At 30.5% G+C, this 23008-nt stretch carries 28 protein-coding genes; all 28 read right to left on the bottom strand.

What is annotated here, in order from left to right:
• Positions 1–15: 15 nt before the first annotated feature.
• The 28 genes from LKE05_RS04515 to LKE05_RS04380 all read right to left on the bottom strand — a co-directional run bounded on the left by LKE05_RS04515 (position 16) and on the right by LKE05_RS04380 (position 22752).
• Positions 16–285, bottom strand: coding sequence for a hypothetical protein (locus LKE05_RS04515; RefSeq protein ID WP_308456083.1), 270 nt, complete (start codon positions 283–285; stop codon positions 16–18).
• 188 nt (positions 286–473) lie between these two features.
• Positions 474–659 (bottom strand): hypothetical protein, encoded by a 186-nt coding sequence (locus LKE05_RS04510; RefSeq protein ID WP_308456082.1) that lies wholly within the window; start codon positions 657–659, stop codon positions 474–476.
• A 46-nt stretch (positions 660–705) separates the two neighbouring features.
• Positions 706–1272, bottom strand: coding sequence for an ATP-dependent Clp protease proteolytic subunit (locus LKE05_RS04505; protein WP_308456081.1), 567 nt, complete (start codon positions 1270–1272; stop codon positions 706–708).
• 57 nt (positions 1273–1329) lie between these two features.
• Entirely contained in the window at positions 1330–2481 is a 1152-nt protein-coding gene (locus LKE05_RS04500; RefSeq protein WP_308456176.1) for an RNA-guided endonuclease InsQ/TnpB family protein, read from the bottom strand.
• Positions 2482–2580: 99 nt separating this feature from the next.
• Positions 2581–2841 carry a hypothetical protein gene (locus LKE05_RS04495; RefSeq protein ID WP_308456080.1) on the bottom strand — a complete coding sequence of 87 codons (261 nt, stop codon included), beginning with the start codon at positions 2839–2841 and terminating at the stop codon, positions 2581–2583.
• Positions 2842–2886: 45 nt separating this feature from the next.
• Positions 2887–3123: a hypothetical protein gene (locus LKE05_RS04490; RefSeq protein ID WP_308456079.1), complete on the bottom strand. Its 237-nt coding sequence runs from the start codon at positions 3121–3123 to the stop codon at positions 2887–2889.
• A 2-nt stretch (positions 3124–3125) separates the two neighbouring features.
• Complete coding sequence (locus tag LKE05_RS04485; protein ID WP_308456078.1) at positions 3126–3437, bottom strand: hypothetical protein; 312 nt, start codon at positions 3435–3437, stop codon at positions 3126–3128.
• Positions 3438–3445: 8 nt separating this feature from the next.
• Positions 3446–3829 carry a hypothetical protein gene (locus tag LKE05_RS04480; RefSeq protein ID WP_308456077.1) on the bottom strand — a complete coding sequence of 128 codons (384 nt, stop codon included), beginning with the start codon at positions 3827–3829 and terminating at the stop codon, positions 3446–3448.
• A gap of 432 nt (positions 3830–4261) precedes the next feature.
• Positions 4262–4576 carry a hypothetical protein gene (locus LKE05_RS04475; RefSeq protein ID WP_308456076.1) on the bottom strand — a complete coding sequence of 105 codons (315 nt, stop codon included), beginning with the start codon at positions 4574–4576 and terminating at the stop codon, positions 4262–4264.
• Between the two features lie 4 nt (positions 4577–4580).
• On the bottom strand, positions 4581–4967 hold the full coding sequence (locus LKE05_RS04470) for a hypothetical protein (RefSeq protein WP_308456075.1): 387 nt from the start codon (positions 4965–4967) through the stop codon (positions 4581–4583).
• A complete protein-coding gene (locus LKE05_RS04465) occupies positions 4922–5281 on the bottom strand; it encodes a hypothetical protein (protein WP_308456074.1) in 360 nt (119 codons plus the stop codon). Before LKE05_RS04465 ends, LKE05_RS04470 begins: the two co-directional genes overlap by 46 nt.
• Before the next feature lie 19 nt (positions 5282–5300).
• Positions 5301–5702, bottom strand: coding sequence for a hypothetical protein (locus LKE05_RS04460; protein ID WP_308456073.1), 402 nt, complete (start codon positions 5700–5702; stop codon positions 5301–5303).
• A gap of 17 nt (positions 5703–5719) precedes the next feature.
• Complete coding sequence (locus tag LKE05_RS04455) at positions 5720–6067, bottom strand: hypothetical protein (protein ID WP_308456072.1); 348 nt, start codon at positions 6065–6067, stop codon at positions 5720–5722.
• Positions 6068–6083: 16 nt separating this feature from the next.
• A complete protein-coding gene (locus LKE05_RS04450) occupies positions 6084–6284 on the bottom strand; it encodes a hypothetical protein (RefSeq protein WP_308456071.1) in 201 nt (66 codons plus the stop codon).
• A gap of 221 nt (positions 6285–6505) precedes the next feature.
• Positions 6506–7246, bottom strand: coding sequence for an HD domain-containing protein (locus tag LKE05_RS04445; RefSeq protein WP_308456070.1), 741 nt, complete (start codon positions 7244–7246; stop codon positions 6506–6508).
• Positions 7239–9584 carry an AAA family ATPase gene (locus tag LKE05_RS04440; RefSeq protein WP_308456069.1) on the bottom strand — a complete coding sequence of 782 codons (2346 nt, stop codon included), beginning with the start codon at positions 9582–9584 and terminating at the stop codon, positions 7239–7241. The genes LKE05_RS04445 and LKE05_RS04440 overlap by 8 nt, the downstream gene beginning before the upstream one ends.
• Complete coding sequence (locus LKE05_RS04435; RefSeq protein ID WP_308456068.1) at positions 9581–12904, bottom strand: PHP domain-containing protein; 3324 nt, start codon at positions 12902–12904, stop codon at positions 9581–9583. Before LKE05_RS04435 ends, LKE05_RS04440 begins: the two co-directional genes overlap by 4 nt.
• A 6-nt stretch (positions 12905–12910) precedes the next feature.
• Positions 12911–14101 (bottom strand): PD-(D/E)XK nuclease family protein, encoded by a 1191-nt coding sequence (locus tag LKE05_RS04430; RefSeq protein WP_308456067.1) that lies wholly within the window; start codon positions 14099–14101, stop codon positions 12911–12913.
• Positions 14101–15192: a hypothetical protein gene (locus LKE05_RS04425; protein ID WP_308456066.1), complete on the bottom strand. Its 1092-nt coding sequence runs from the start codon at positions 15190–15192 to the stop codon at positions 14101–14103. Before LKE05_RS04425 ends, LKE05_RS04430 begins: the two co-directional genes overlap by 1 nt.
• 15 nt (positions 15193–15207) lie before the next feature.
• Positions 15208–16740 carry a DnaB-like helicase C-terminal domain-containing protein gene (locus LKE05_RS04420; RefSeq protein WP_308456065.1) on the bottom strand — a complete coding sequence of 511 codons (1533 nt, stop codon included), beginning with the start codon at positions 16738–16740 and terminating at the stop codon, positions 15208–15210.
• Entirely contained in the window at positions 16727–17188 is a 462-nt protein-coding gene (locus LKE05_RS04415) for a YorH family phage-derived protein (RefSeq protein ID WP_308456064.1), read from the bottom strand. Before LKE05_RS04415 ends, LKE05_RS04420 begins: the two co-directional genes overlap by 14 nt.
• A 63-nt stretch (positions 17189–17251) precedes the next feature.
• Positions 17252–18391: an AAA family ATPase gene (locus tag LKE05_RS04410; protein ID WP_308456063.1), complete on the bottom strand. Its 1140-nt coding sequence runs from the start codon at positions 18389–18391 to the stop codon at positions 17252–17254.
• Between the two features lie 83 nt (positions 18392–18474).
• Positions 18475–19656 (bottom strand): YorF family protein, encoded by a 1182-nt coding sequence (locus LKE05_RS04405; protein ID WP_308456062.1) that lies wholly within the window; start codon positions 19654–19656, stop codon positions 18475–18477.
• A gap of 383 nt (positions 19657–20039) precedes the next feature.
• Entirely contained in the window at positions 20040–20210 is a 171-nt protein-coding gene (locus tag LKE05_RS04400; protein WP_308456061.1) for a hypothetical protein, read from the bottom strand.
• A gap of 79 nt (positions 20211–20289) precedes the next feature.
• A complete protein-coding gene (locus LKE05_RS04395) occupies positions 20290–20856 on the bottom strand; it encodes a metallophosphoesterase family protein (protein ID WP_308456060.1) in 567 nt (188 codons plus the stop codon).
• Between the two features lie 2 nt (positions 20857–20858).
• Entirely contained in the window at positions 20859–21266 is a 408-nt protein-coding gene (locus LKE05_RS04390; RefSeq protein WP_308456059.1) for a hypothetical protein, read from the bottom strand.
• Positions 21267–21278: 12 nt separating this feature from the next.
• Entirely contained in the window at positions 21279–22163 is an 885-nt protein-coding gene (locus LKE05_RS04385) for an AAA family ATPase (RefSeq protein WP_308456058.1), read from the bottom strand.
• Positions 22156–22752: a hypothetical protein gene (locus tag LKE05_RS04380; protein WP_308456057.1), complete on the bottom strand. Its 597-nt coding sequence runs from the start codon at positions 22750–22752 to the stop codon at positions 22156–22158. Before LKE05_RS04380 ends, LKE05_RS04385 begins: the two co-directional genes overlap by 8 nt.
• Positions 22753–23008 lie beyond the last annotated feature (256 nt).

Here is a 23008-nt window from a genome sequence, read left to right as displayed (position 1 = left end):
GTTAAATTTTTGTATTTACTCTATATAATCATCATAAATTGTTATATCATATTTGATATTATGTTTTTTTATCAACCAGCCATAGGAAATATCCTTCTTTCTTGCTCGGTCTATTATAAGTGGAAATTTCAAATTATCAATTAACTGTTGTAAATTTTCAACTTCAATCATAATAAGACGCCAGCTTTCGCTTACGACAATAGGATTAAAGTTTTTTAGCTTATAATATATTCTTAACACTTCTTCTGGACTATGTCCATGAGCGGTACTTATCAAACACTTCATATTTTTATTTCTCCATTTCATGTATCAATGTAACCCATTGAAAAACATAATTCGTTAGTTGTTTTTAGCTTTTGTATTTTCAAACTTCTCAATAACTCTATTTGCTTTACATGTTTCAGGATATTCGTTTAAGTAACATGCATCGCAACTTGCTGGAGTGTCTCTTATACAATCACACAATGTCTCAATTACATCAATTCCTGCATATCTTCATCTGAAATCTCTTTGTAGTCTACTTCATGTCCAAGATATCTTAGTAGTTCTACCCATTCTTCTTTAGAAATTTGATGATTGCATGTTTTAAAATCTCCGCATTGAAGAATTGACCAATCATCAGACTCATTTGTTATAAATTTTATTTTGTTATCTTCCATAATGTTATTCTCCTTTATTTTATCTAAGTTCAATTTCAGCATCTATTTACATTAAAATCTTATCTACAACACCATATTCTATTGCCTTAGAAGAATGGATATAGAAATCTTTCTTTGTCTCACGAACATTCCTAATAACATCTTCAGGAATTTTTGTTCTTTTTATTACGTATTCTTCGTTTTGCTTATTAATGTTGTCCATTTCGACCCTGTTTTCAACAAAGTCTTGGTGTTTCCCGTCTCTCCAATAAGACATCTGATGATACATAAACACTGAATGTTCAAGACAAAATCTTTTATGTCCTGCTAAGAAAATGTTAAATGCTGCACTTTGCGCATATCCAAGACAATATGTATAAATTGGAGTTTTGCTTGCAAGAATTATATCAATTAAACCCCACATATCATCTATTGAACCTCCATAAGAATTAATATATAATTTGATTGGCTCACGGTTATAGCATAATATTTTTTTATCTTGCTCTTTATCTTCTCTAATTAAGTATAAAATATCCCACATAAGTTTACCGGCGGATTCATTATCTATATTATCCGCCAAAAAAAATGTTCTTTTATTAATATCAATGTATATATTATCTCTTGTTGAACCCATATATTCCTCCTCTTGAAACTCACAATTCATCGTGTTTCTATCACACGTTTACATTACTCACTTAACACAAGCCAAGTTTATAATCGTTGGGTGTAAACCTGCACCCTTTATTCCATTGATAAAAATCTTTGGAAATACCTTCTTCATAATTTGATATGCCCCATTTACATCTGCATTTATTTTCTTTCCACAATTCGCAATAAATAATCCTCTATATACTCTACGTTCTTTTCTATAATTCTCTTTTATGGGATCTTCATTGTCTAAAAACGATGTCCCAGAAGTATATGATTCTTCATTCTCTATAAACTTAATTCCATTATTCGCACACTTATATGAAAGCATTTTTATAAACAGTTCATAAGGAATATATGTGAAATTTTGCAGACCCTGTTTCTTTTGTTTCCATTCATTGTTATACCCTACAACTAAAGTGTCAATTCCATATAGAACACACCAATCAACTACATATTTGCTAATACAATGCATCTGATATTTAATCATTTCGTACCGTTTATTAGTAAATTTTTGTAATTTCTTTGACCATTCCTTATCATTTACCTTCTTCAATTCTGATTGAATATTTGCCTTTTGTTTATTATAAAACTGATTAATTGACTTAATAATTCCACCTTTAACAGCTATCGGATTTTCACCAATGTTGTTTACCATAGTTATAAAATTATTAACTCCCATGTCAATAGCAGCTATCCTATCAGAATTTTTTGAAATATCAGGTGTTTCAATTTCGTATACAATTTCCATTATATATTCCCTACATCTTGGAATAAATCGACATTGTAGTATTCTATCTTTCGCATTAGTTCTAAATAAGTTATTAAATTTTTTGAATGGTTTCCATGCAAAATATACATAACCATTCTTTAATTTTACTTTATTACTATCTAAAGAAAGAACAAATCTTCCACCTTTTGCTTTATATTTAGGAATTTTAGGTCTTCCTAAATATTTATTTGGATATCTTGCCCAATCTTTAATAGCAACAAAAAATGATTTCCACATTTTATCAAGAATTCTCAATGTTCCTTGACCTACATTACTTCCAATATTCTTATATGGATTGGATTCTTTTACTAACCGAAATAATTCATTATAATGAATCCATTTTCCATTGTTTATAAATTCTTGACGTATTATATAATTTGCATAATTATATAGATTCTTAGATTTAAAACAATATTCATCTATGAATTTATAAAAATCTGACCCATACTTAATATTGTGTTGTTCTGTTCTTTTTATTTATTATGCCATATCCTTTCTTTTTCATTTTTTATGGTTTGCCACTTAACCAAAATAAACATAATCGCAACTATCCGGTTCAATTAAATGCAAATCAATAATCATTTCTCCGTTAATATCTTCTCCATCAACTTCGATATTTTTGATTGTAATAGTGTTCTCTGTTATTTCGGTTATTTCACCTATGTAGTGATCATGATAATTTGATTTTTCATCATATAACATAAATGCAATATCCTGACCGACAGAGAATTTCAGACCATTATCTGTCGTTAAAGTCTTTGTTGTTTTAATGCTATATTTCATATATTTGCATTTTCTCCTCTCTAAACAATAGTTTTATTTGCAATCTTATTCGTCATCTTGCTCCATTGGATAAATATTGCCGTCTTCCGTAACATAATACATTTTAAAGTAAACACCACAATCTTTATCAACAGAGGTAAGAATTATCTTTACCGGTTTTTCGCCCTCAAAGTCATCAGAAACTTTCACACCCACTTGATTAAGGCTTAAAGTTGTAACCGATACATTATTCGGATTTTCACATGCCACTGGCAGAACAACCTTGTTTTTATTTTTCTTCATATTTAATATTCTCCTAACACCAATTCAATATTATTAATAAAATTTTCATCGCCAGTTTCTTTCGTCCAGCAAAAATTTGTACCTCGATATTTCACTTTTCCGTCAGACGGAAGAATACCTATATTAATAAGAAGCTTTTTGATTATTTTTGCTTGGTCATCAATGTTTTTGATGCAACCTTGTCCATGGATATATGAATTTTTGGGAAGAGAAATATAAACAGTATTCTCATCTACATTTATTCTCTCAACACATATTCCACATTTCAAAAATGCTCCCAATAAGGCTCTAAATGTTATTTCGTATGGGTTCATAACTCCACCTACTTTTCACTTACAAGTTTGATTTTGTAACCGAGTTTTTCTTCTATCTCTGATAAGGTCATGTCTTTTCTTTTATCTCCTACAATCTCCAAATCAAATTTTCCATCTTCAACTTCTAAATACCCAAATCCCAAATTCATCATCATAGTAGGCTGTTCTTTTTGTAAAAATGAAAGACTATCTCGACAACCTGATGTTAGAGAACTGTGTTTTATATCCATTGGTAGTTTCAATGTAGCAATACTTTTGACAAAATGAGTATCCGTCTCTCCCAACAATGTTACTTCCAAACAATAGCCTCCATCTTTTCTTACTACTTTCAACTCATCTATGTCTGTAAATCGAACAAAGTCGAGTATCGCGTTTACATTTTTATTCTTCATAAGCACCTCCGTCATGTTTTACTCATTTTTAACCACTATATATTGTATCTATATTTAAAATATTATCTATATATAGTATTAAAATCTCTTTGAAATCTCAGATTCAACCGCTAGTCATTTTTTTCGACTTCTAAATTCTTCAAATTTGTCTTGTTACCAGTCCATAAACTCATCTTTTGACATTCTTATCATTTGAAATATTATGATAACGCCCGATATGTTTAAAATAGGAACAAACATTAGTAGGATAAGAGAAATAAATGATCGAATACACCTAAGATAATATCGAATATTTTCTTACCTTCAATCTCGTCTACATATCCATTCCGTTTTAAAACATCTTTCGAAAACATCATAACTCCAAAAAATGTAATCAAACACAATATTGAAAATGCAAAATGCAACTTTAATAACCACATGTATTTATTCTCCTTATAAAAATTCTTCTATACTTTTGTTTATCGCTTCTTTGACTGCTTTTGTTCTAGATAATTTTTCAGACAATTTATCGGCTGCAATCTTGATGATTTCATCTTTATTCTCGGCTAGAAAATTTTGAATATTATCATCAACCATTTCTTTTAACTTCTGAGTATAATCACAATTTGTAATACTTTTCTTACCAACAAGTGCCTTCATACAATCGCTGTTTATCTTCCTGGTCACTTGCCTTTCTACGCTATTTTCAATGTTTCTTTTTATTGTGTCATCATCTATACTGATTGCAAATTGAACAATATGTTCCATATAATCACCCTTCCTCTATATACTTGTCCCAATTCACCACGACATACTCTTTATAGCAAGGATAATATGTCGTAGTTGCCGTCTGTTCCTCACACCAATCATCCAACAACTTTTGCAAAGAATCATTATCGCAAACATATTCGGTATCTTCTCCTAATACGGAACAAGCGTCCAGAACAATTTCATCTGCATCAATATGAATTTTTTCTTCTGATGCAACCCATAATCTTGTTGGTCTTATGCCAAGGGCATCAAACAGCTCACTATGGTTATACATAAAATCTTCCGCAAAATCATCGACTGTAGAATAATATTCCTCATTTTCTTCGCAATAGAGCATCGTTGTTACATCCCTTTCGTCAACTTCTTTTGCTTTAGGTATAGTTTCCACTTCTGTTCTTGTATTTTTAAGTCTTCTGCCAGTTGCCCTTCACAATCACAATGACCTTTATAAGGTTGACCGCAATACTTACATATTTTTTGCACACCATTAAAACAATGTGGACACAATGCAAGAGCTTCAGTTCTGTAAGGGTGGCTTTCCAAACTATCTCCAGTTCCGAAAACACGTGTGTTAATCTTCACTCCAAGACCATGACAATCTGGACAAATTCGTTCATTTTCATTAAGGTCTTTTATGAGGATTTTAGGAAATATCTTTTTTATCGTTTTATATAAATTAATTTTTTCTCTATGTACCGCCATTAATACATTCTCCTTCCTATTAATCATAATGCAATTCTTTATTACTTGTTCGTATCTGCACGTAAAGTTCCGGCGAATACATGAACCCTAAGTAATTTGCTCCGTCACGCTCATAAGTAAGAACATTACAATCATTTTTAATGTTATCTATGTAAAACATTGCTTTTTGTATTACCGCTTTACGTTGTAAAAATTTAAAATGCCTTCTAATCTTATTGGCACACCATAACCAACCATAACCCATTCCTTCAACATCAATACATGTATATTCGTATGGAAATTCTTCATTGTCATAGTAAAATGCATAAACATCTATATACTTTGCTTTAAAGACTTTTGAAAAATCAATATTTTTCTTGGGTTGCATTCCATAACCGACTTTATCTATCTTGTACTTTCTCATAATATCTACCAAAGTCATATAATTGTCCTCCTAAGTCATTGTTCTATATCAGTTCTTATCTTATTAACTTCTACCAAATTAGAATATCCCATCTTAAAACTTTCTTTGACCTTTTCTTGAATTTTAGTATCAAGTGTATCTTGTACCTGCTTATATATTTCTGCTGATTTTTTATCCGAAAATGCTACACAAGGTGATGTAAATATAGGATAAAGAAACATCTCTTTTATTTGTCCTTTATTCGACATTTTCCTAATCGTACTATCAAAAATGTTATATACATATATCGGTGATTGCTTATCCCACATATCGTACCGAAGTTTTCTTGAATAAGCTTGTTTGATTAGTTCTTTTGATGGAAATAATTTCTCCAAAGAATTCATATTTATCATTTTCCTCCTACCAGCCAAATTCATCTGATATCATTGTATAATTGAGATATATATTCAACCCATTTAATATAATGAGTAATATATCAACCAACACCCATAGCCAATCATTCTGCAAAATTGACAAGAATGCACCGATTGCTGCCAAAATTATGCCAATACCACATATGATTAACGCTGTAATACATAGACCTATTTCAAATTTCTTCATTCCAAGTCCTCCATATTATAATTTTTTCTTATATATTCACATAAATCTTCCATTGTTCTTTTAATATACCAATCATTCTTGAATAGCTTATTAACTCGACAAGTACAAGAATATTTCGCTCCATATTTTTTGAAGAATTTTAGATTAACACTAATACTCAACAACGGTACTTTAGTAAATCCATCTGTTAGCCACTTCTTAAACCATTCCATAATTACCACCTATATTTTTGTCAAAAGAGTTCTAAGTGGTTCTTTTGTTATATTCTCTTTCGCCCACGAGATATAACTTGGGTCAGTGTGAGCAACATCTGTCAATTTTTCACCGTTATGTTTGCCAAAGGTCAATATGTATGTATCAAGCGATGGTGTTGTATTGGATGTCTCATATCCATTAAACAGAACTTCAATATCTTTTCTACTCGCCAAATAGTCTACCAAATGAAGAATTTTTTGAAATTCATTCGTTGGTAAAGGCAAGACAGTTGAACTTCTCTTATCAGTATTCCATTCACCCATATGACTTTCGATGGTTGTAGCGATCATTTCGACCTCATTATCAGGCAACTCATGACCTTTTAAATTTCGAATAACATCTCCTGCAAGTAATGGATGATTAAATTTTGTGTATTTATTCTTCTGAAAATCTTCATTACTTCCACTCTTTCGTGAATCGTGCATCATTCCGGCTACTCTCATTAAATCTTTCTCTCTTTGTGTAAAATTCTCGCCGAAACATTTAACTGCAAAGATGTGATTTAAGAATCTGACCAATGCACATGTATGTCTTGCCAATCCTAAATCTCCAAGAGCATATTGAGGATGGTATCTTCCCGTACTTGATGCTCCTACATCCCAGAAATAATCTGGGATTGTTTGGATACATCTTTCTGCGAACTTTCTAATGTCTTCTGACTCAATCGTATCTAAAATTGAATTAAATATACTTGACTTACTATTCATTTGTTTGAACTGTTTCCTTTCTTATTTTGTTGTTTTCAGCATTTGTCAATGATTCGCCAATCTTTTTGCATATATCTTTCAGCAATTTTTGCATAAATGTATTCCTAGCAAAATTCGCCTTCTTCTTAACAGCCAAATTCACCGTATCTACATTACCTAAATGGAAACATTTTTCTTTCATTCTTGTCAATCCAACATATATTAGATTCGAATTGAGCATAAATGTATGAGCTTGAGGAGTAAGTAAGATTACAACTTTAATAGAACTGCCTTGTGATTTATGAATTGTGATACAATATCCAAGCCCAACCATTTGCATATCATTTCTAAAATATTTAACTATTACGCCGTCAAAATCAATCAACAAATATTCTTTTTTGATTGCTATAACAACTCCCGTCTCACCATTTGCAATAAAAGTTTCGTCCATATCTTCATCTAAGCAGAATTCATCATCTACATATAATTGTGCGTGATAATTATTGACATTTTGAATTACAAGATCACCTTTATAATAAACCGTATCTCCAATTTTCATATATTCATCGCAGCCATAATTCTTATTGGCAACTTTCTGAATGGCATTATTAATCGAGATTGACCCAATGTCACCTTTTTTGTATGCAGTTAATACTTGAATTTCTTCTGCTTTGTAACCTTGAGAAAGTAACTTGCTATATAATGCAACTGCATTTTTGACCATAATATCACTACCAATGTTCACAAATGCATAATCTTTATTGTCGCCAAACCATGTAAATCGTTCACATACATTATTAAGATACGGTTTACAAAAACGGACATCTGTTGCTACTTTCATTAACCCGCCTTCGCCATAACGAAACACCTTTGTTAATGTAACAGTTGGAATAATATGTGATTCCATAAAATCATGTAATAAGTTTCCACATGATACTGATGGTAATTGGGCATTGTCTCCAATCAATAATAATTTTGTTCTACTAAAATCAATTGCATCTAATATTCTTTTAAACAAGAAAATATCTGTCATAGAAAACTCATCAATAATAAGTACATCACAATCAAGTTTATGTTCTTCATTATAACTCCAAGTGTTAGGTGGCATATACCCCAAACCTCTATGTATTGTTGTGGCATTTTCTTGCGTGTAATCTGACAGCACTTTTGCAGCTTTGCCAGTTGGTGAAAATAATTTAAATGATTTATTATTGTCTTTAAGCATATTAATGACTGCTTGTGTACAAAATGATTTTCCTGTACCGCCTGCACCATTAAGAATGCATATGTTATATCTACAAATATTTTTTACAATCTCTAATTGTTCATCTGACAATTCACAACCATTTACAATATAATATTTTGCACAATTAAAGTCCCATTGATGATGTAGATTAATCAATCCTAACATTATATTCTCTGCTATATATTTTTCTATTTCATATGTAGACTTCAATGATACAGCCATGGAATCTTTATTGTAATAAATACTTTCATGTTTCATACATTCAACAAAATGATTAGAGCATGCCGGAACCATTTTCATACATTGATTTCTTAAATCATTAATTGACATCAATGTATGTCCTTCTTCTTCATTTTTTTCTAAAAGATACAACATACACGACAAACATCTATGCTTGCTGGTTTTTAAATCTGTATCAAATTCAATAATAATATCTTTATTATTTTTTTTATTCTCTTTTGATATTTTTTCAAGTTCTAATAGAATTCCGTCGGCAGTTGTAAACCCAACCTTTGCCAATCCACACAAACATTTATATGGGTCTTCACGAAGTTTTTTCTTTATCATATTAACAGAAGTATATTTCTCATATAATTTCTTTAACATGGAAAGACTTAATAAGCCTTGAAACTCAATTACTAACTCAGCCAAGCAAAAATTCTCAATAATTTTTTCTTTAATAATATTGAATGTGTACTCTTTAATACCAGGCAATTTATTTAAGTCTATATCTTCAAGGCGGTCGTTCATTACCCTGTCAACAATATCAGGGTAAATTTCATATAATGTGTTTGTCTGTTTCAAAGTGAGTATCTCCTCTAAAAATATATACATATCTGAAGCTGATTTTGGCTTGTCTCTTCTTATATTAAGAACTTTATAACTATATCCATATTTTGTATTCTGTTCGATTGCTTTGATTTCATATTCTATACCAATTCCTAATTCATGCATTTCTCCTGTTATTGTTGCGTTTCCGTACTTTGTAAATTTAATTTCTGGGTAAATTTCTTTATCAACATCTAGTGCATAAATTTTATAGTCGCCACCATCATAGGTTTGTCTTATAACTCTTCCTTTGAAAATAATTTCCTTGTCTTCTTTTTCTTTCAACTTTTTATCACCTCATACTCCGTTAAGACATCTTCGGTTTCATCTGTTACACTCCATTTACCATCAGTAAACTTCTTTTTAAATTCTGGCATAAATTCTTTTATTTTTAATACCGAATATAAGCCAAATGGATTTTCCTTAAATATTTTACTTTGTTTAATCCTAGAATGAACTTCTTTACCGGTCTTTATTTTTCGAGCCGTAAAATATGGTTTAGTCGTATCTTTGTAGGTTTTATAATCTACAATAATATAATAGTCATTTCCAACTTGTTTATTTGTATAAACGACCATCTCAAGATGTTCCTTTTCAAACTTAACCATTTCAATAATACCCATTTCTATATTTTCTAAATTCTTGCACAATTCTGTAATCAATCCTATATTATCAATACCTTTGAATAAAGAAGGTGTTTCTTTTTCAGAATATTTTTTTGCAATAAATTCTGAAATTCCCAAAGATTCTAATTTTGATCTGTTAATTTGTTTACATGATGAGAATTTATTATAGATATTTATAACATTAAGAAGATATTTGTTTTTGCCAAACTCAGAGAAGAAATTAAGACCTGTTAATATTTCTAATTGTCTAGTATTTACAGATGTTTTACTTTTAATATCCGCAATCAATTCAATAAATGAATTATATTTATTGTTTCTTAATGAATATAATTCATCAGCTATAATACTGTTACAAAATTTGATAGAAGCGATTCCTTGATATATTTTATTATTCTCTTTATCAAATTCATATTCCGCTCTTGATTTTCTGAATTTAATTGGCTCAATTACATATCCTTTTGATATCGCATATTCTTTTATATTCAATGATTTTTCTTTGTCTGATACATAGATGTTTAAAGCAGATGTTATAGTTTCTAAAGTATAATAATGTCTAAGATAGGCACAAGCAAAGCCAAGAAATGTGTATGGATCAGCATGGTTTTTTGAGAACAAATAATCCGATGCATCAATAATAACTTGCAAGAAATTTCCGATAAGTTTTTCAGCCTCGCCCTTTTCTACTCCATATTCTTCTTTCATTGTTTGCACAAAGCCTTTAATGTAATGTGTTTTGTTACTAGTTAAATATCCTCCATCTTTTATAATAGGGATATCAGTCTCTGTTCCTGTTTTCTTACTAAAATGTCTTCTAACGACATCGGCTTCGCCCATTGTAAATCCACAAAACTTATGTAAAAATTCAATAATCTGTTCTTGATATACCAAATAACCTAATGTTGGAGCAAGGAAATCATTTAATGCAGGATGTCCATTATCTCTATAAATTCCTTGTGATAATTCTGTTCGATACGATTCGCCTGCCGGTCTAATAGCACCATTTGCCATGCTCATCAAGTCAATATATGAGAAATTTGGATTCTTCTTTTTTATGTTTTTAATTGTAGATTCTCGAAGAATATCTCTAAGGTACGAACCTGCAAAATCTGACTCAAATTGAAAAATAAGAGTCGTGTCTTTCGAAATATCATCCCATACAGCCTTGTCATTAAAATCAAGATTGTCAGGTGTTAAAAATGGAATATTTGCTGCCTTGCAAGTCCTATCTATAAGTCCCACACAGTCCAAACCCAACACGTCTAATTTAACATAATTAAGCGAATCAATTTCTTTCATATTTATTTGTGAAATAGGTTTATCGTCAGAAGAAATATATAATGTTCCAAATGCCTTGTCCACTTCATGTGGAGAAACCACAAGTCCCGCTGCATGTCTACCCAAAGAAGTGATAGTTCCAGTGACTATATCAACATATTCGAATAACTGCTTATGTTTTTCTCTAATCTTATCTTCAACAAATTCCTTTTTGTTTTCATCTTCTTGTACTAAATTACACAATTCTTGCGTTTCTTGGAGTGTCATTCCTAAAGCTCTGCCAACGTCTTTAATTGCGCCACGCATTTTAATTGTATTAAATGTCACAATATTGCAACAATATAAGCCATCTTTTTCAAAAAGATATTTTCTAACTTTCCATCGATCTTCGCTAAACCAATCAGAATCAACGTCAGCAAGACTTATACGTTCTTTATTCATAAAACGCTCAAAATTCAAGTTATATTTAATACTATCTACATCAGTAATTCCCAAAAGGTATGCTATAATACTTCCCGAAACTGAACCTCTTGAATATCCATAATGAACACCTTGTTTTCTAAGTTCTCGCTTGTAATCTTCTTCTAATAGCATAAAGTCAATAGCATCATTATGTTTATACGTTTCAAGTTCATATATAATTTTATCTTTATATTGCTGAAAATTTTTATATTTATCAACCCCACGTTGCTTTATGCCTTCTAAAATTTTTTGCTTAAATACTGCCATTGAATCGTTGTATAATTTAGGATATTTTTTAGAATAATCTAATGAAAATTCTTCAATACTATCAGCCATAACATTTGTATTTTCAATTGCTGTTAGATAGACATTTTTTGATAGTGCATCTTGTTTTTCATATGCAGACACTAATTCATCATAGGTTTTAAAAGTCAAATCCCAATTACTTTCCGAATCAAAATTAACACCTTTAGACTTCTGCATAATTGCTCTACCTCGTAAATGATTATCATTTAAAGCATGTGTATCTGTGCCTGCAATTAGTGGAATGTCGTATTTTTGAGAAATCACATTTAAAAATTGATTATATTTTATTTGCATATCATCATTGTGATGCTGTATTTCAAGATAGCATCTATCCTTATTTTCAATAAGAAACTTCAAAAATGCCTCTTTAATTTTAGGTGTGCCACTAGCCAAGATGCCTCCGATACAAGCAGTACATATAATAATATTATTAGAAGTAGACACTAACTCATCAAATGAAATTCGTGGATTGTAATAAAAATGTCCATCTCTTTGAAAGGCTTTTGATGATAGGTGATTTAATTCAATTACACCATCATAATTTTTAGCAATCAAAACCACATGATAATTATCTCTCTTTTGAGTTCTATTATCTTCAATATATTTTTTAATTTTGACTTGCATTTCTTTCTCATCAGTATCTACCGTAGATTCATACATTTCATTTGGTATTTCTGGTTCAAAATACAATTTTTCAGTTACATAAAATTCTTCTGCATGAATATATTTCATTCCGTTTTCTTCTATTTTGTTTTTTTTATGTACCCATTCAAGTATTGAACCGTGTTCAGCAAACCCCATTGCTTTCATACCACATTTTTTTGCTGCTTCGATATATTCATAATATTTAGTTACGCTATCAATATTTGTTACACCATTTGACAAATCGCTATGTAAATGATATATTGTGTAATTCTTATTCGATATTGTTCTCATCTCCTTCTACAGTTGCTCCAACCAAGACAAATCTTCTTTTTCAACTGTATTATTCTCTATTGACAACTTTTCTCTTTTTACATCTGTTCCTAAACCATCGAAAAAACTTCCCCCATTTTTCTTAGATTCTAGTTTATCTAAATATAATTTATATGGCTTATGGAGTTTTGGCGAATATGCACATAATGTTGAAAAATAATAACTTTGCTTTGCTACCTGCTCAGGAGAGTCGTAAAAAATCATTTCATCATGACTTTCATAATATTTATTCTCCATATTTTCAATCTTATCAATTGTATTTATTATATCTGCCGTCCACCTATCAATTAAGTCTTGTGTTAAATCAACATAAACTATACAATCATGAAATACAAAATTTGCTTGTACATCTTGAGGCAAACAGTTAATATCATTTGTCTGTGCCAACATATCAAGATATTCTATAAGTTTATCTTCATAACCACATTTTTTTAACCACATTTTTGCACTTGATTGTAATTTTGAACCAATCTCACATCTTTCGATTTCTCTTGTTGTCCATTTGCCATTAGCCTGTTTACAATCTACTTTTACATATTTTAAAAAGTCCCAACAGATTTTTATTTTCTCAAACGGCACACCCATTTGATGTAATCCAATAGCATATACAACCAATTGCCCACATTCATTAAGTGCCTTTTCGCCTTTATAAATACTACTAGTTTTCCAATCTAAAATATTGTAATTGCCGTCTTTATCTTTATAACATGCATCTATATATCCTTGAAAGACATTTTTGCCAACTAATGCAGTAATAAATTGCTCAATTTGCATTTTGTGAGGAATCATAATATGATGATTAAAGAAGTGTTTAAGATTTTTATAATACTTATCAGATATTTTCTTATTTTTTCCAGAGTCATTTCTATCGAACTTTAATTCTGCAATATTAGCAGTAATCCATGCATCTTCAAAATCTGAATCCATATTTTCATATTCAATTTTACCCGTGTATAAACTCTCCATAATGTCATGAGCCATACCACCGGTTGTTGTATAAATACAATCTTGTCTATCTTCTGGTTTCTTGATTATATATTTTAAATAATACTCATATGGACTATTATGATAAGTATTAAATTTACTCCAACTCCACAAACGATTTACATTATATTTCTTTGTTATTTCTTTTAATTCTTCTTTCGTCTTTCTTCCCATCAAGCACCAACCTTTTTTAAATTTTTTATATGTTTTTTATGTTCATATTCGTCATAAAGAATTCTATATTCAAATAAATACTCATATATTTTATTGATAGCATCCGCAGGACTATCCTTCTTGTCTAACAAATCATATTTGTCCCATATATAAGATACTTTTCTTATCCCATAAAACTTTTCACAACAATATCGAATATGTTCAATACTTATATCCTTATCGAATGCTATTATAATTTCGCAATTCAATCCAATAAGTATTTTGGCTTGTTCATCTGATATCTCATGACCACTAACTGCAACACCGGTCGGATCATTTAAGCTATCTCTTTTTAAAACTGATTTTTCCGCTTCGAAAACGACCACATGCCCTTTTTCTTGGATACTATCTTTGTTCTCCCATAAGCCAAAAAGGTTCATTTGTTTTGGATATCCTGGTGTTATATAATATTTTTTTATATCAAATAATTCGTAATTCTCAATTGATGTCCTCATATTAAATCCAAGCAACTCACCAGTTAACCAATATCTTAATGGAATTACATTTCGTTTATATCTATAACTATATGCAAGCCCGAATTTTTTGATAGTCCATGGCATTATTCCTTCTCTAAATAAATCAATATGAATATACGGAACAAAATCATGCAATTTGCTTTCGTTTAATATATTGAAATCAAGCACATTTTGTCTTTTTTTTCGTAGTTTAACCTTTTTAAATATATATAGGGGATCATTTTTTTTCTCTTCTTTATTTTCTTTTTTTAAAGTTAATGGAAGTCCTAATATTTTATGCAAATATTTAATCGTATCAAAAAAAGAAAATTTTTTATCTTTTAGGCTTTTATTATACTGTACAAGAGTGAGCAAATCCGAATTATCGTCAAAATACTTTTCTCTTGTATAATTTTTGCAGCCTAAATATTCATTATTTTTTATATTGATAGCCGTTTTATTATCGCCATCACAATTTGAACAACTATAATATTCTTTGGCTGGGTGGTATAATATATGACCGCACCCAATCTCATTTAAAATAAATTCAATTTTACCTTTTTGGAAAATATATTTTTTTAACTCCAAAACGGTCATATAATACTCACCACCTTAAAAATCAACAGGCACATTTGTGATACCAATTTCATGCATAATATTTCTTGACATATCATGCGAAAATACTACTTGATATCTATTAGCAGAGCCTTCTCTATTTTTAATAATAAAAGCAATTTGATAATGTTTGTCCTTGTCTAACTTAACTGGAATTTTCGTTTTGCCGTTTTTCCCTTCAAGCCTATATACTTTTAATTCTCTTTTTTCGCCAGTATATTCATCATCATATAAATCACGAATCATAATACAAGTCGAAGCGGGATCGATAATATTCTTTGACATTCCAATATTATCTTGAGTATAGTATCTTTGTTTTACACTTCCTTTTGCTAATTGGAATGTAATAAGAATATGTAAATTCTTCGATTCGGGTTTAATTACATCATTAATTTCAACCATGTTCTGTTGCATTTCAAGCCAAGATTTGTCGCTTACATCACCAGCATCCATTTTAAATGTATCAAGAATAAAGTATTTTACACCCATACTCGAATATTTTTTTATAATTTTAATTGCATTCTTTGTCTTATATTGTTTAAAAGGAACAATTGTAAGTATATGATTTTGTGTTTGTTCTTTAATCCAATCAGCGGCTTTATAGAGCAATTCCTTTGTGTCGTCTTGATAATGTCCATCTCTGACGATATGCTTTTGTAAATCCTCTTTAATTATGTTATTTGCAACAAATATAAGAAGTTCTCTTTGCCACTTTTTTAAGTTATCTTCGTTAATCATTGCAACAACACGTTCTTTTTCTTTTATTGCAGTTGGGACTGTAGCGTTTCTAGCAAATGTAGACTTTCCTACATTGCTTAATCCCCCAACTAATGTAATAGAACCTAAGTACTGCCCACCTGTTTCTTTTGTAATCATATCCATATTATGATATGGAAGCCCGATCGCCAGCCCCTCATCAAGTTCTTCGATTAAATCATAAATACCATCGCATATATCATAACTTTTTACATCGCAATCTATATTTACAAATATATCATTAATAAAAGCCTCCCATTCATTATAGATTTCCTCAGCCGCCATATCACAATAATCACTTAATCTATCTCTCACAGGGCAGCCACGTTTTGCTAATTTTATAACACTATTCCACTTGCGTAATTCCTGAATATATCCATATAGATTTTCTGTATTTACATAAGCACTTGCACTTACAATGGTGTCATATCCACCATATTCTTCATATTTGCTTCTTAATTTGGGATGTTTTTCGAGATACAAACCAACTGTAATATCATCAAGTGCATTTTTCTTTTCAATTTTTACTATATCATTTGCAATAGTCCAATACACACGCCAAATATTATTATGAAATTCTTCCAATGTTAAATTGGTTTCAAATATTGAATCTGGCTTTTTATATAAAATACTTACCACATTAGCTTCGCAAGCTTCTTTATATTCATTTATCTTCTTTACTGTCTCAATTAGCTCCTGTTCAAATGGAGTTATCTTGTTGCCTTTTGTAACATTTTTCGTTGCTATTGTCCTCGCCGCCTTACCATAACTCATTTAATCGTTCATTCTTTAGGTCTTCTGTTTTTTTCTGATATGTACCACCGTTATGAGAAAGAATATCCGTGTCCATATTCTGAATGCTTTCTTGCGTCTTTTCTGCGTTCTTTAATTTCATATATATATTGGGAATATCATTTTCAATAATTTTACATATATATCTCATTTGAGAAATCTCATTAGTAAAATTTTTCCCTTGTATGCTATTTAATATTTTATTTTTGTTTATTTGAAATGCAATGAGGACAGATTTAATTGGATACTTACTTTCTCCGTTATATTCTCTATGTCCAAAATCTTTGCCATTTACAAGACCTCTTAGTTGCAAACAGGATGCTTGTTTTAATTTTTGATTTTCATCATATTTGAAAATTTCTCTTTCTATATATTTACATAAATCAAAAAATTCTTGATTTTTATTTTCCTTTTTTCTTATTTCTCTCATAAAAATCCACCTCCTATTTCATGGGGACAACATATATCGTGCATGTTGTCCCCATATAGAATTTTACGAAATAAGTTCTAATACTATTTCAGCATCTTCAACCTTACTAATTGTTGTCGGATTTTCATATCCAAGTTCTTTTGTCTTGGCAATAATAGGCTTAATCTTGTCCATATCGGACTTATTATTTTTAATATAATCTGTAATTTGTGTAACTACATCTTCAAGTTTTTTGGTTTCTTTTTTTACCTGCTCTGCTTTCGCTACTTCTTTCAACTTTTTTGCTGTTTCTAATTCTTGCTCAGCCTTTGATTGTTCAAAAGTTTTGCCTGACTTAGATTGTTCTGCTTTAATTGCATCGGTAATCGCTTTTATAAGTGCGTCTGGAGTAAATTCAATTTCAGGAACAATATCTGCGAAGCGACTTTTGCTATCAATACAATAAGAATCATCTCTAAAAGTAATCTTTCTGCTTTCTTTAGCAACTACGCCTTTCATCTTTTCATTGCCTTTATTGTCTTTTTTGCCTGTTTTTTGCTGAACAATTTCTCTATCAATGGAAGCCACTCCCAAAAAATGAAGCTTTGTTTTTATTGCATTAAAATCTCTTATTGACATGTTTGTTGTCAACAAACGATACTTTTGGTCAGTAAACATATCTTCTTGGTCACGTCGTTTAACATGTCCAATAATGATAAATGAAACACCAACTCTTTTTAAATTCCATAACTTTTCTAAAACCATATCTACAGCTTTGTCTTCGCCAGCCATATAGCCACCAAAAGCAGCCTTAATTGATTTGACTGGTTTGTCGGGATTTTCACGGTTATGCATTTCAATAACCTCTGCTTTTGCGATATTAATCAATTGGTCATATGTATCAATGACAACCGTTCTCAACAATGGATATTCTGTAGTTTTATTATCAATGATATCATCAACCACATCTTCGAAACCAATAGAATGTTCTATCTCATCATAGTCGGCAGACCATTCACGGCAATTAATATAATTAATACCTTGAATTGCGTCTGCACCATCTTCCTTGCCGCATTCCAAAAACAAATAACCATCATTTGAACCCGTAAGTTTTTCACACATTTCCTTAATAATTGTCGTTTTACCAATTCCACTTTCTCCAATCAAGCCAATATTATAAGCCAATGGATCAATTTTAACTACATTTTTTATTCCGTATGCCATATAAAAATCTCCTTTGTTTAATTTATTTTGAGGTCGCATTTTACGACCTCATTTATATTTTTTATTCGTACTTATATTTATATTTACAGTCTATTTAACCAATCGTTGTCATCGTTAGATGTACTTTCATTTTCATCTGAATCTGTATCATCATCTATCTCATCTTCATAATCCTCATCTTCTGTGCTATACATAAAATTAGGAATTAAGTCTTCTTCTTCGTATTTTCTTTCAAACTTCTGAATAACAGGAGTTTTGTTGCCCTCTTTATCTTCGACTAGTTTAATAACTGGCTTTCGAATAACCATTCTTTTTTCTCGTCCAGAATTTGCAGTACACTTTGCAAGCGCCTCTTCAAGCGTAAATACATTGATTGCAATAAGTGCTTTAATATCATCGGGAAGATCGTCTTCTGTTGCTGTGACTAAAGCACCACCCTCAATAAGATCTCCTTCAAAAGTCACTTCTGTAACATCTTTTCTAACCTTAAATATCTTATCTATGACTTTTTGTGCAATGTCAGGTGTTGATAAATCAAGCTCGAATTCAAATGTCTTATTATACGGAATATTAGCTCTTACTTCCTTACCTTTGTATTCCTTAATATAGTCCAACACCTTTGCATAGATTGGAAGAATGCCGGTTGTCTTATCTACCTTGCCGAGACTATCTTTTGTTAATAGCATTGTCTGTGTGAATTTAGCACAATACTTACTTGAGTCATTAACTTTAGAAAGAACAACGCTATTTATCTCCTTTTTAACTTGCAATTCATCATTATACATAGAATATTTCAAGTTGCCCTTTACATTAACAACCATTCCATCTTCAAGATTTTCATTAATATACGCAATCATGTCATATGGTGCTAGAAATTTCTTATAGTAAACCTTGCCACCCTTATCTCTCTCAATGCCTACAGTTAAGTAACAAAGATCACCCACAGATTCTAGAATTGTTTCATCAAATCTGTCTTCCCAATCAATAGTAAATTTATTACTAAAATCATCTTTGCCGTTTTCGTCCTTGCCATGAACATAAATAACATTATCTCTTTCTGCACCGTAACCACCCATAAGTTCTGCATATACAGTTCCACAAGTTTCACCACAGTACACACCAAGATTCAAACTGTTATAAATCCAATCGGATTGCCCAGCTTTTGCGTCTAACTTATATGTATAATCATTAATTTTTGCTTCTCCAATAAGCATAAACGAGTTAGACCAATTTTTTTTCTCTAGTATTTTCTTTGTTTTCGCCATTAAAATAAAATCCTCCTTGAAATAAAAATTAACGTAATAAAATCTATCTGAACGCCCAAATGGACGGAACATAGAATTAAATTTATGTGAACTATATGAACAGTGGTTTATGGACACAGATTGTCCAAGGGTATGCTAATTCCCACCCAAACAAAATGATAAAAATAATACTTGATATTTCTGCAAAAATATGTTAAAATATAAAAATACAGAGTAATGGTATATCCCATTATGAAGTATCCTTTTATATAGACAATCAACGCCTCGACCAAAATTTGTTGATTGTCTATTTTTATATACCATATATAGTAGTCGACATTATCTTAAAACCACCATATATAGTTTTTCTTGCCGTTGAAATTTAATTTTCATTAGGTTACTAATTATTCGCATACTTTTGTAAAAAACAAATACATAACATCTATGTCACATTCATTCTTTGCAATAAGCGTTGAAACCAAATTAAACCCATAATCTGAATATTGATTTAACACTTCTTCTAATTCGCCAGTACAATAATTACTAACTTTACAACAAGTATTGTATACTTTCAATCTATCACCTCTATAATCTTATCCCTACTTATAGTTTTCCAATTAGACCTTACGAACATTTTCATCATGACGCCCTATCTTATGACTCTAATATCCATCCTGTTCTAATTTCTTCTAGTGTTCTCGGTGTATAATCCATATACTTCATCATCGCACCGACGTTGTACATATGACAAGGTTTATCATATAATGCTCCCATTTCATATCTAAAATGTTGTATCATATTTTCTTCAAAACTATTATGTACGTGCCCGTAAAGATGTATCCAATCATAGTAATGATTTTTGAAACATGGCATCGGATAGTGACATAAAACAACTGAAATTTCATTGTCAATTTTTAGTTCCTTGTAATCTACAACCTCGACAAATAAGTTGTATAATTCTTTGTTTTTTAATATTCTATTGTCATGATTTCCTTGAATTAAATGTATGCGACCTTTTAACTGTTTGAAAATTTCAATAGTTTTGGTGGCATTGTGCCAACTAATATCACCCAAGACATATACATCGTCATTATCATTAACTTTATTATTCCAATTATCAATAATTGTTTTGTCATGTTCTTCTATATTGATAAATGGACGATTATCAAACTTTAAAACATTCTTATGACCCAAATGTAAATCCGAAATAAAATAATTCATACTTACTTATTCTCCTTTAACAATCCACTCTTAACTAAATGCTGACGGACAATTTCTATAATTTGTTCTTCCAAGAATTCATCAACATTATCTTGATCTCTAACATAATCCAATTCATCATTGATAAAATCTTCTATTATAGAAGTAAAGTCCATATCCTCAATTGTTTTTACAATTTTCTTATGAATAAGTTCTTTATGTTCTTTTGTAAGAAATTCTTTAATATCATTCATATCAATATATTCTCCTTCTTGATAAACTCTTTTGAACAGTTCCGTCAATTTTCTCAAATCGTCCTTGTCTAAGAGAAGGTATTTCCCAGGTGGATGTTCTTTCCTTATAGCCTGATACAAAATATCCATATACTCATCCCGAAACTTTTGTTCTCTATTAGATAACTCTTTACTCATATATTTCCTTTATCACCTCTGTATATCGCATTCATGAAAATCCATAAGTATCTTATACTTATATTCTCCGAATCTTTTTCGCCAGCGTTGTTTCGTTTTTTCACTTTCCCAACTAAACGGCAACATATGATAATTGATAAGGAAACATACGTCTAATACTTCTAAATTTTGAGGTATTCGACTCAATACAAAATACGAACCGTATGCGTGATGGTCAAAGTAATGAGCTATGCCAAGATCATCAAATGTTTGAGTTGACAATTTACCTAAGTCATGCATCATCGCACCGCCCAGCCAAGGATTTTCATAACCCTTTTCTTTCATTAATTTCTTAGTATTTAAACAATGCTTGTACAAATCCATTGTGTGATGAGGATTCTTTTGGTCGAAATCTCCCATATAAGCTATTTCATTAACCAAATTTCTCACATGATTTTTAAATTCATCATGAATAATAATCTTGCTCCACCCTTCCTCAATGAATGGAATTTCAAATCTTCTAATTTGCTTTTCCAACACTTCATCAGGAACAGGATGTGGTCTATTTTTATTATCTTGTTGACACCACTCAAATGGTTTCGGCATTATGTAACAAATCTTTTCTATGTCTAGTCCATTGACTTTATTAAGAATTGCTCGACGAGACTTCATTGTGATATTTGTTGCATCGGCTATCACATTATATTTATTCTCCAAACGCTTTCGGATTAATGTATGAAAAAGTTCAAACACTTCATCATTTTGAGACTGGTCTCCGACTTCGCCGGTTAATTGTTCTCGTATCATATCAGTTGATATAACAACTGTATCAGGATTATCATTTACAATCTGTTTGGCAATGGTAGATTTACCACTTCCGGACAAACCACACATAACATATAGTTTTGGTTTACTCATTCCTACACACCTCATTTTTTATACTGAATGTAATTAAGTTTGTCATCACCTTTTCCATAACATCTTTTGCCTCAGTATTAATCTCCAATGGATTATTCTCCATATACTCTTGTTTATATTGTTTAATCCACTCACACGTTTCTTTTGCTAAATTTTTCGAATATTCTAATTCATAATGATAATTAGATTTAATATCGAGCAACATATCCTTATTTTTAGGGATTAGAATAGTACGGTAACTTTCGCCATTACAATATCTTTCGATAAAATCTTTCAAACGTAAAATATGATGTAATTGTTTGGGGTCACAACCATATTTCTCAATCTTATCTACGATACTTGGATACGGATATGTAAGAGCTTTGTACTTTTCAAATGCCATTCCGCACATACAATTAACACTTGCGTAATTGTTGTCCTTCCAATCTTTTCGAATATGAAGATATTTGCGTATGACATCTAATGTGTCATTAGGACAACCGCAACCGCACAATCTTAATACGTCATATGAATAATAGTCTATTAATGGGTCGATTAGAGATTCTTCATACCATTCTTCTCTATTACCAACTATAACCTCATTCTCCAAGGAAAGATTAGATTCTTTTTTTATAATCTTTTCTGCAATTTCACTCAATAACATATTTTGTTTTCACCCTTTCATATATTGCTTAATTTCTTCATTCGTTGCAATCTTCACTTCACTAAGCAAATATTCTCCACACCAACTTTCTTTATAACCCGAAACCATAACCACATCTTCTTCATCCGTTACTGAAAACTTATAAAAAGTTATAAACCTTTATGTTTCATTCCTACTTCATCGTATATGCTTTTGACATGAT

It is taken from the genome of Hominilimicola fabiformis (genome assembly GCF_020687385.1).
Lineage (GTDB): Bacteria > Bacillota > Clostridia > UBA1381 > UBA1381 > Hominilimicola > Hominilimicola fabiformis.
This window is presented reverse-complemented; position numbering and strand designations above follow the sequence as displayed.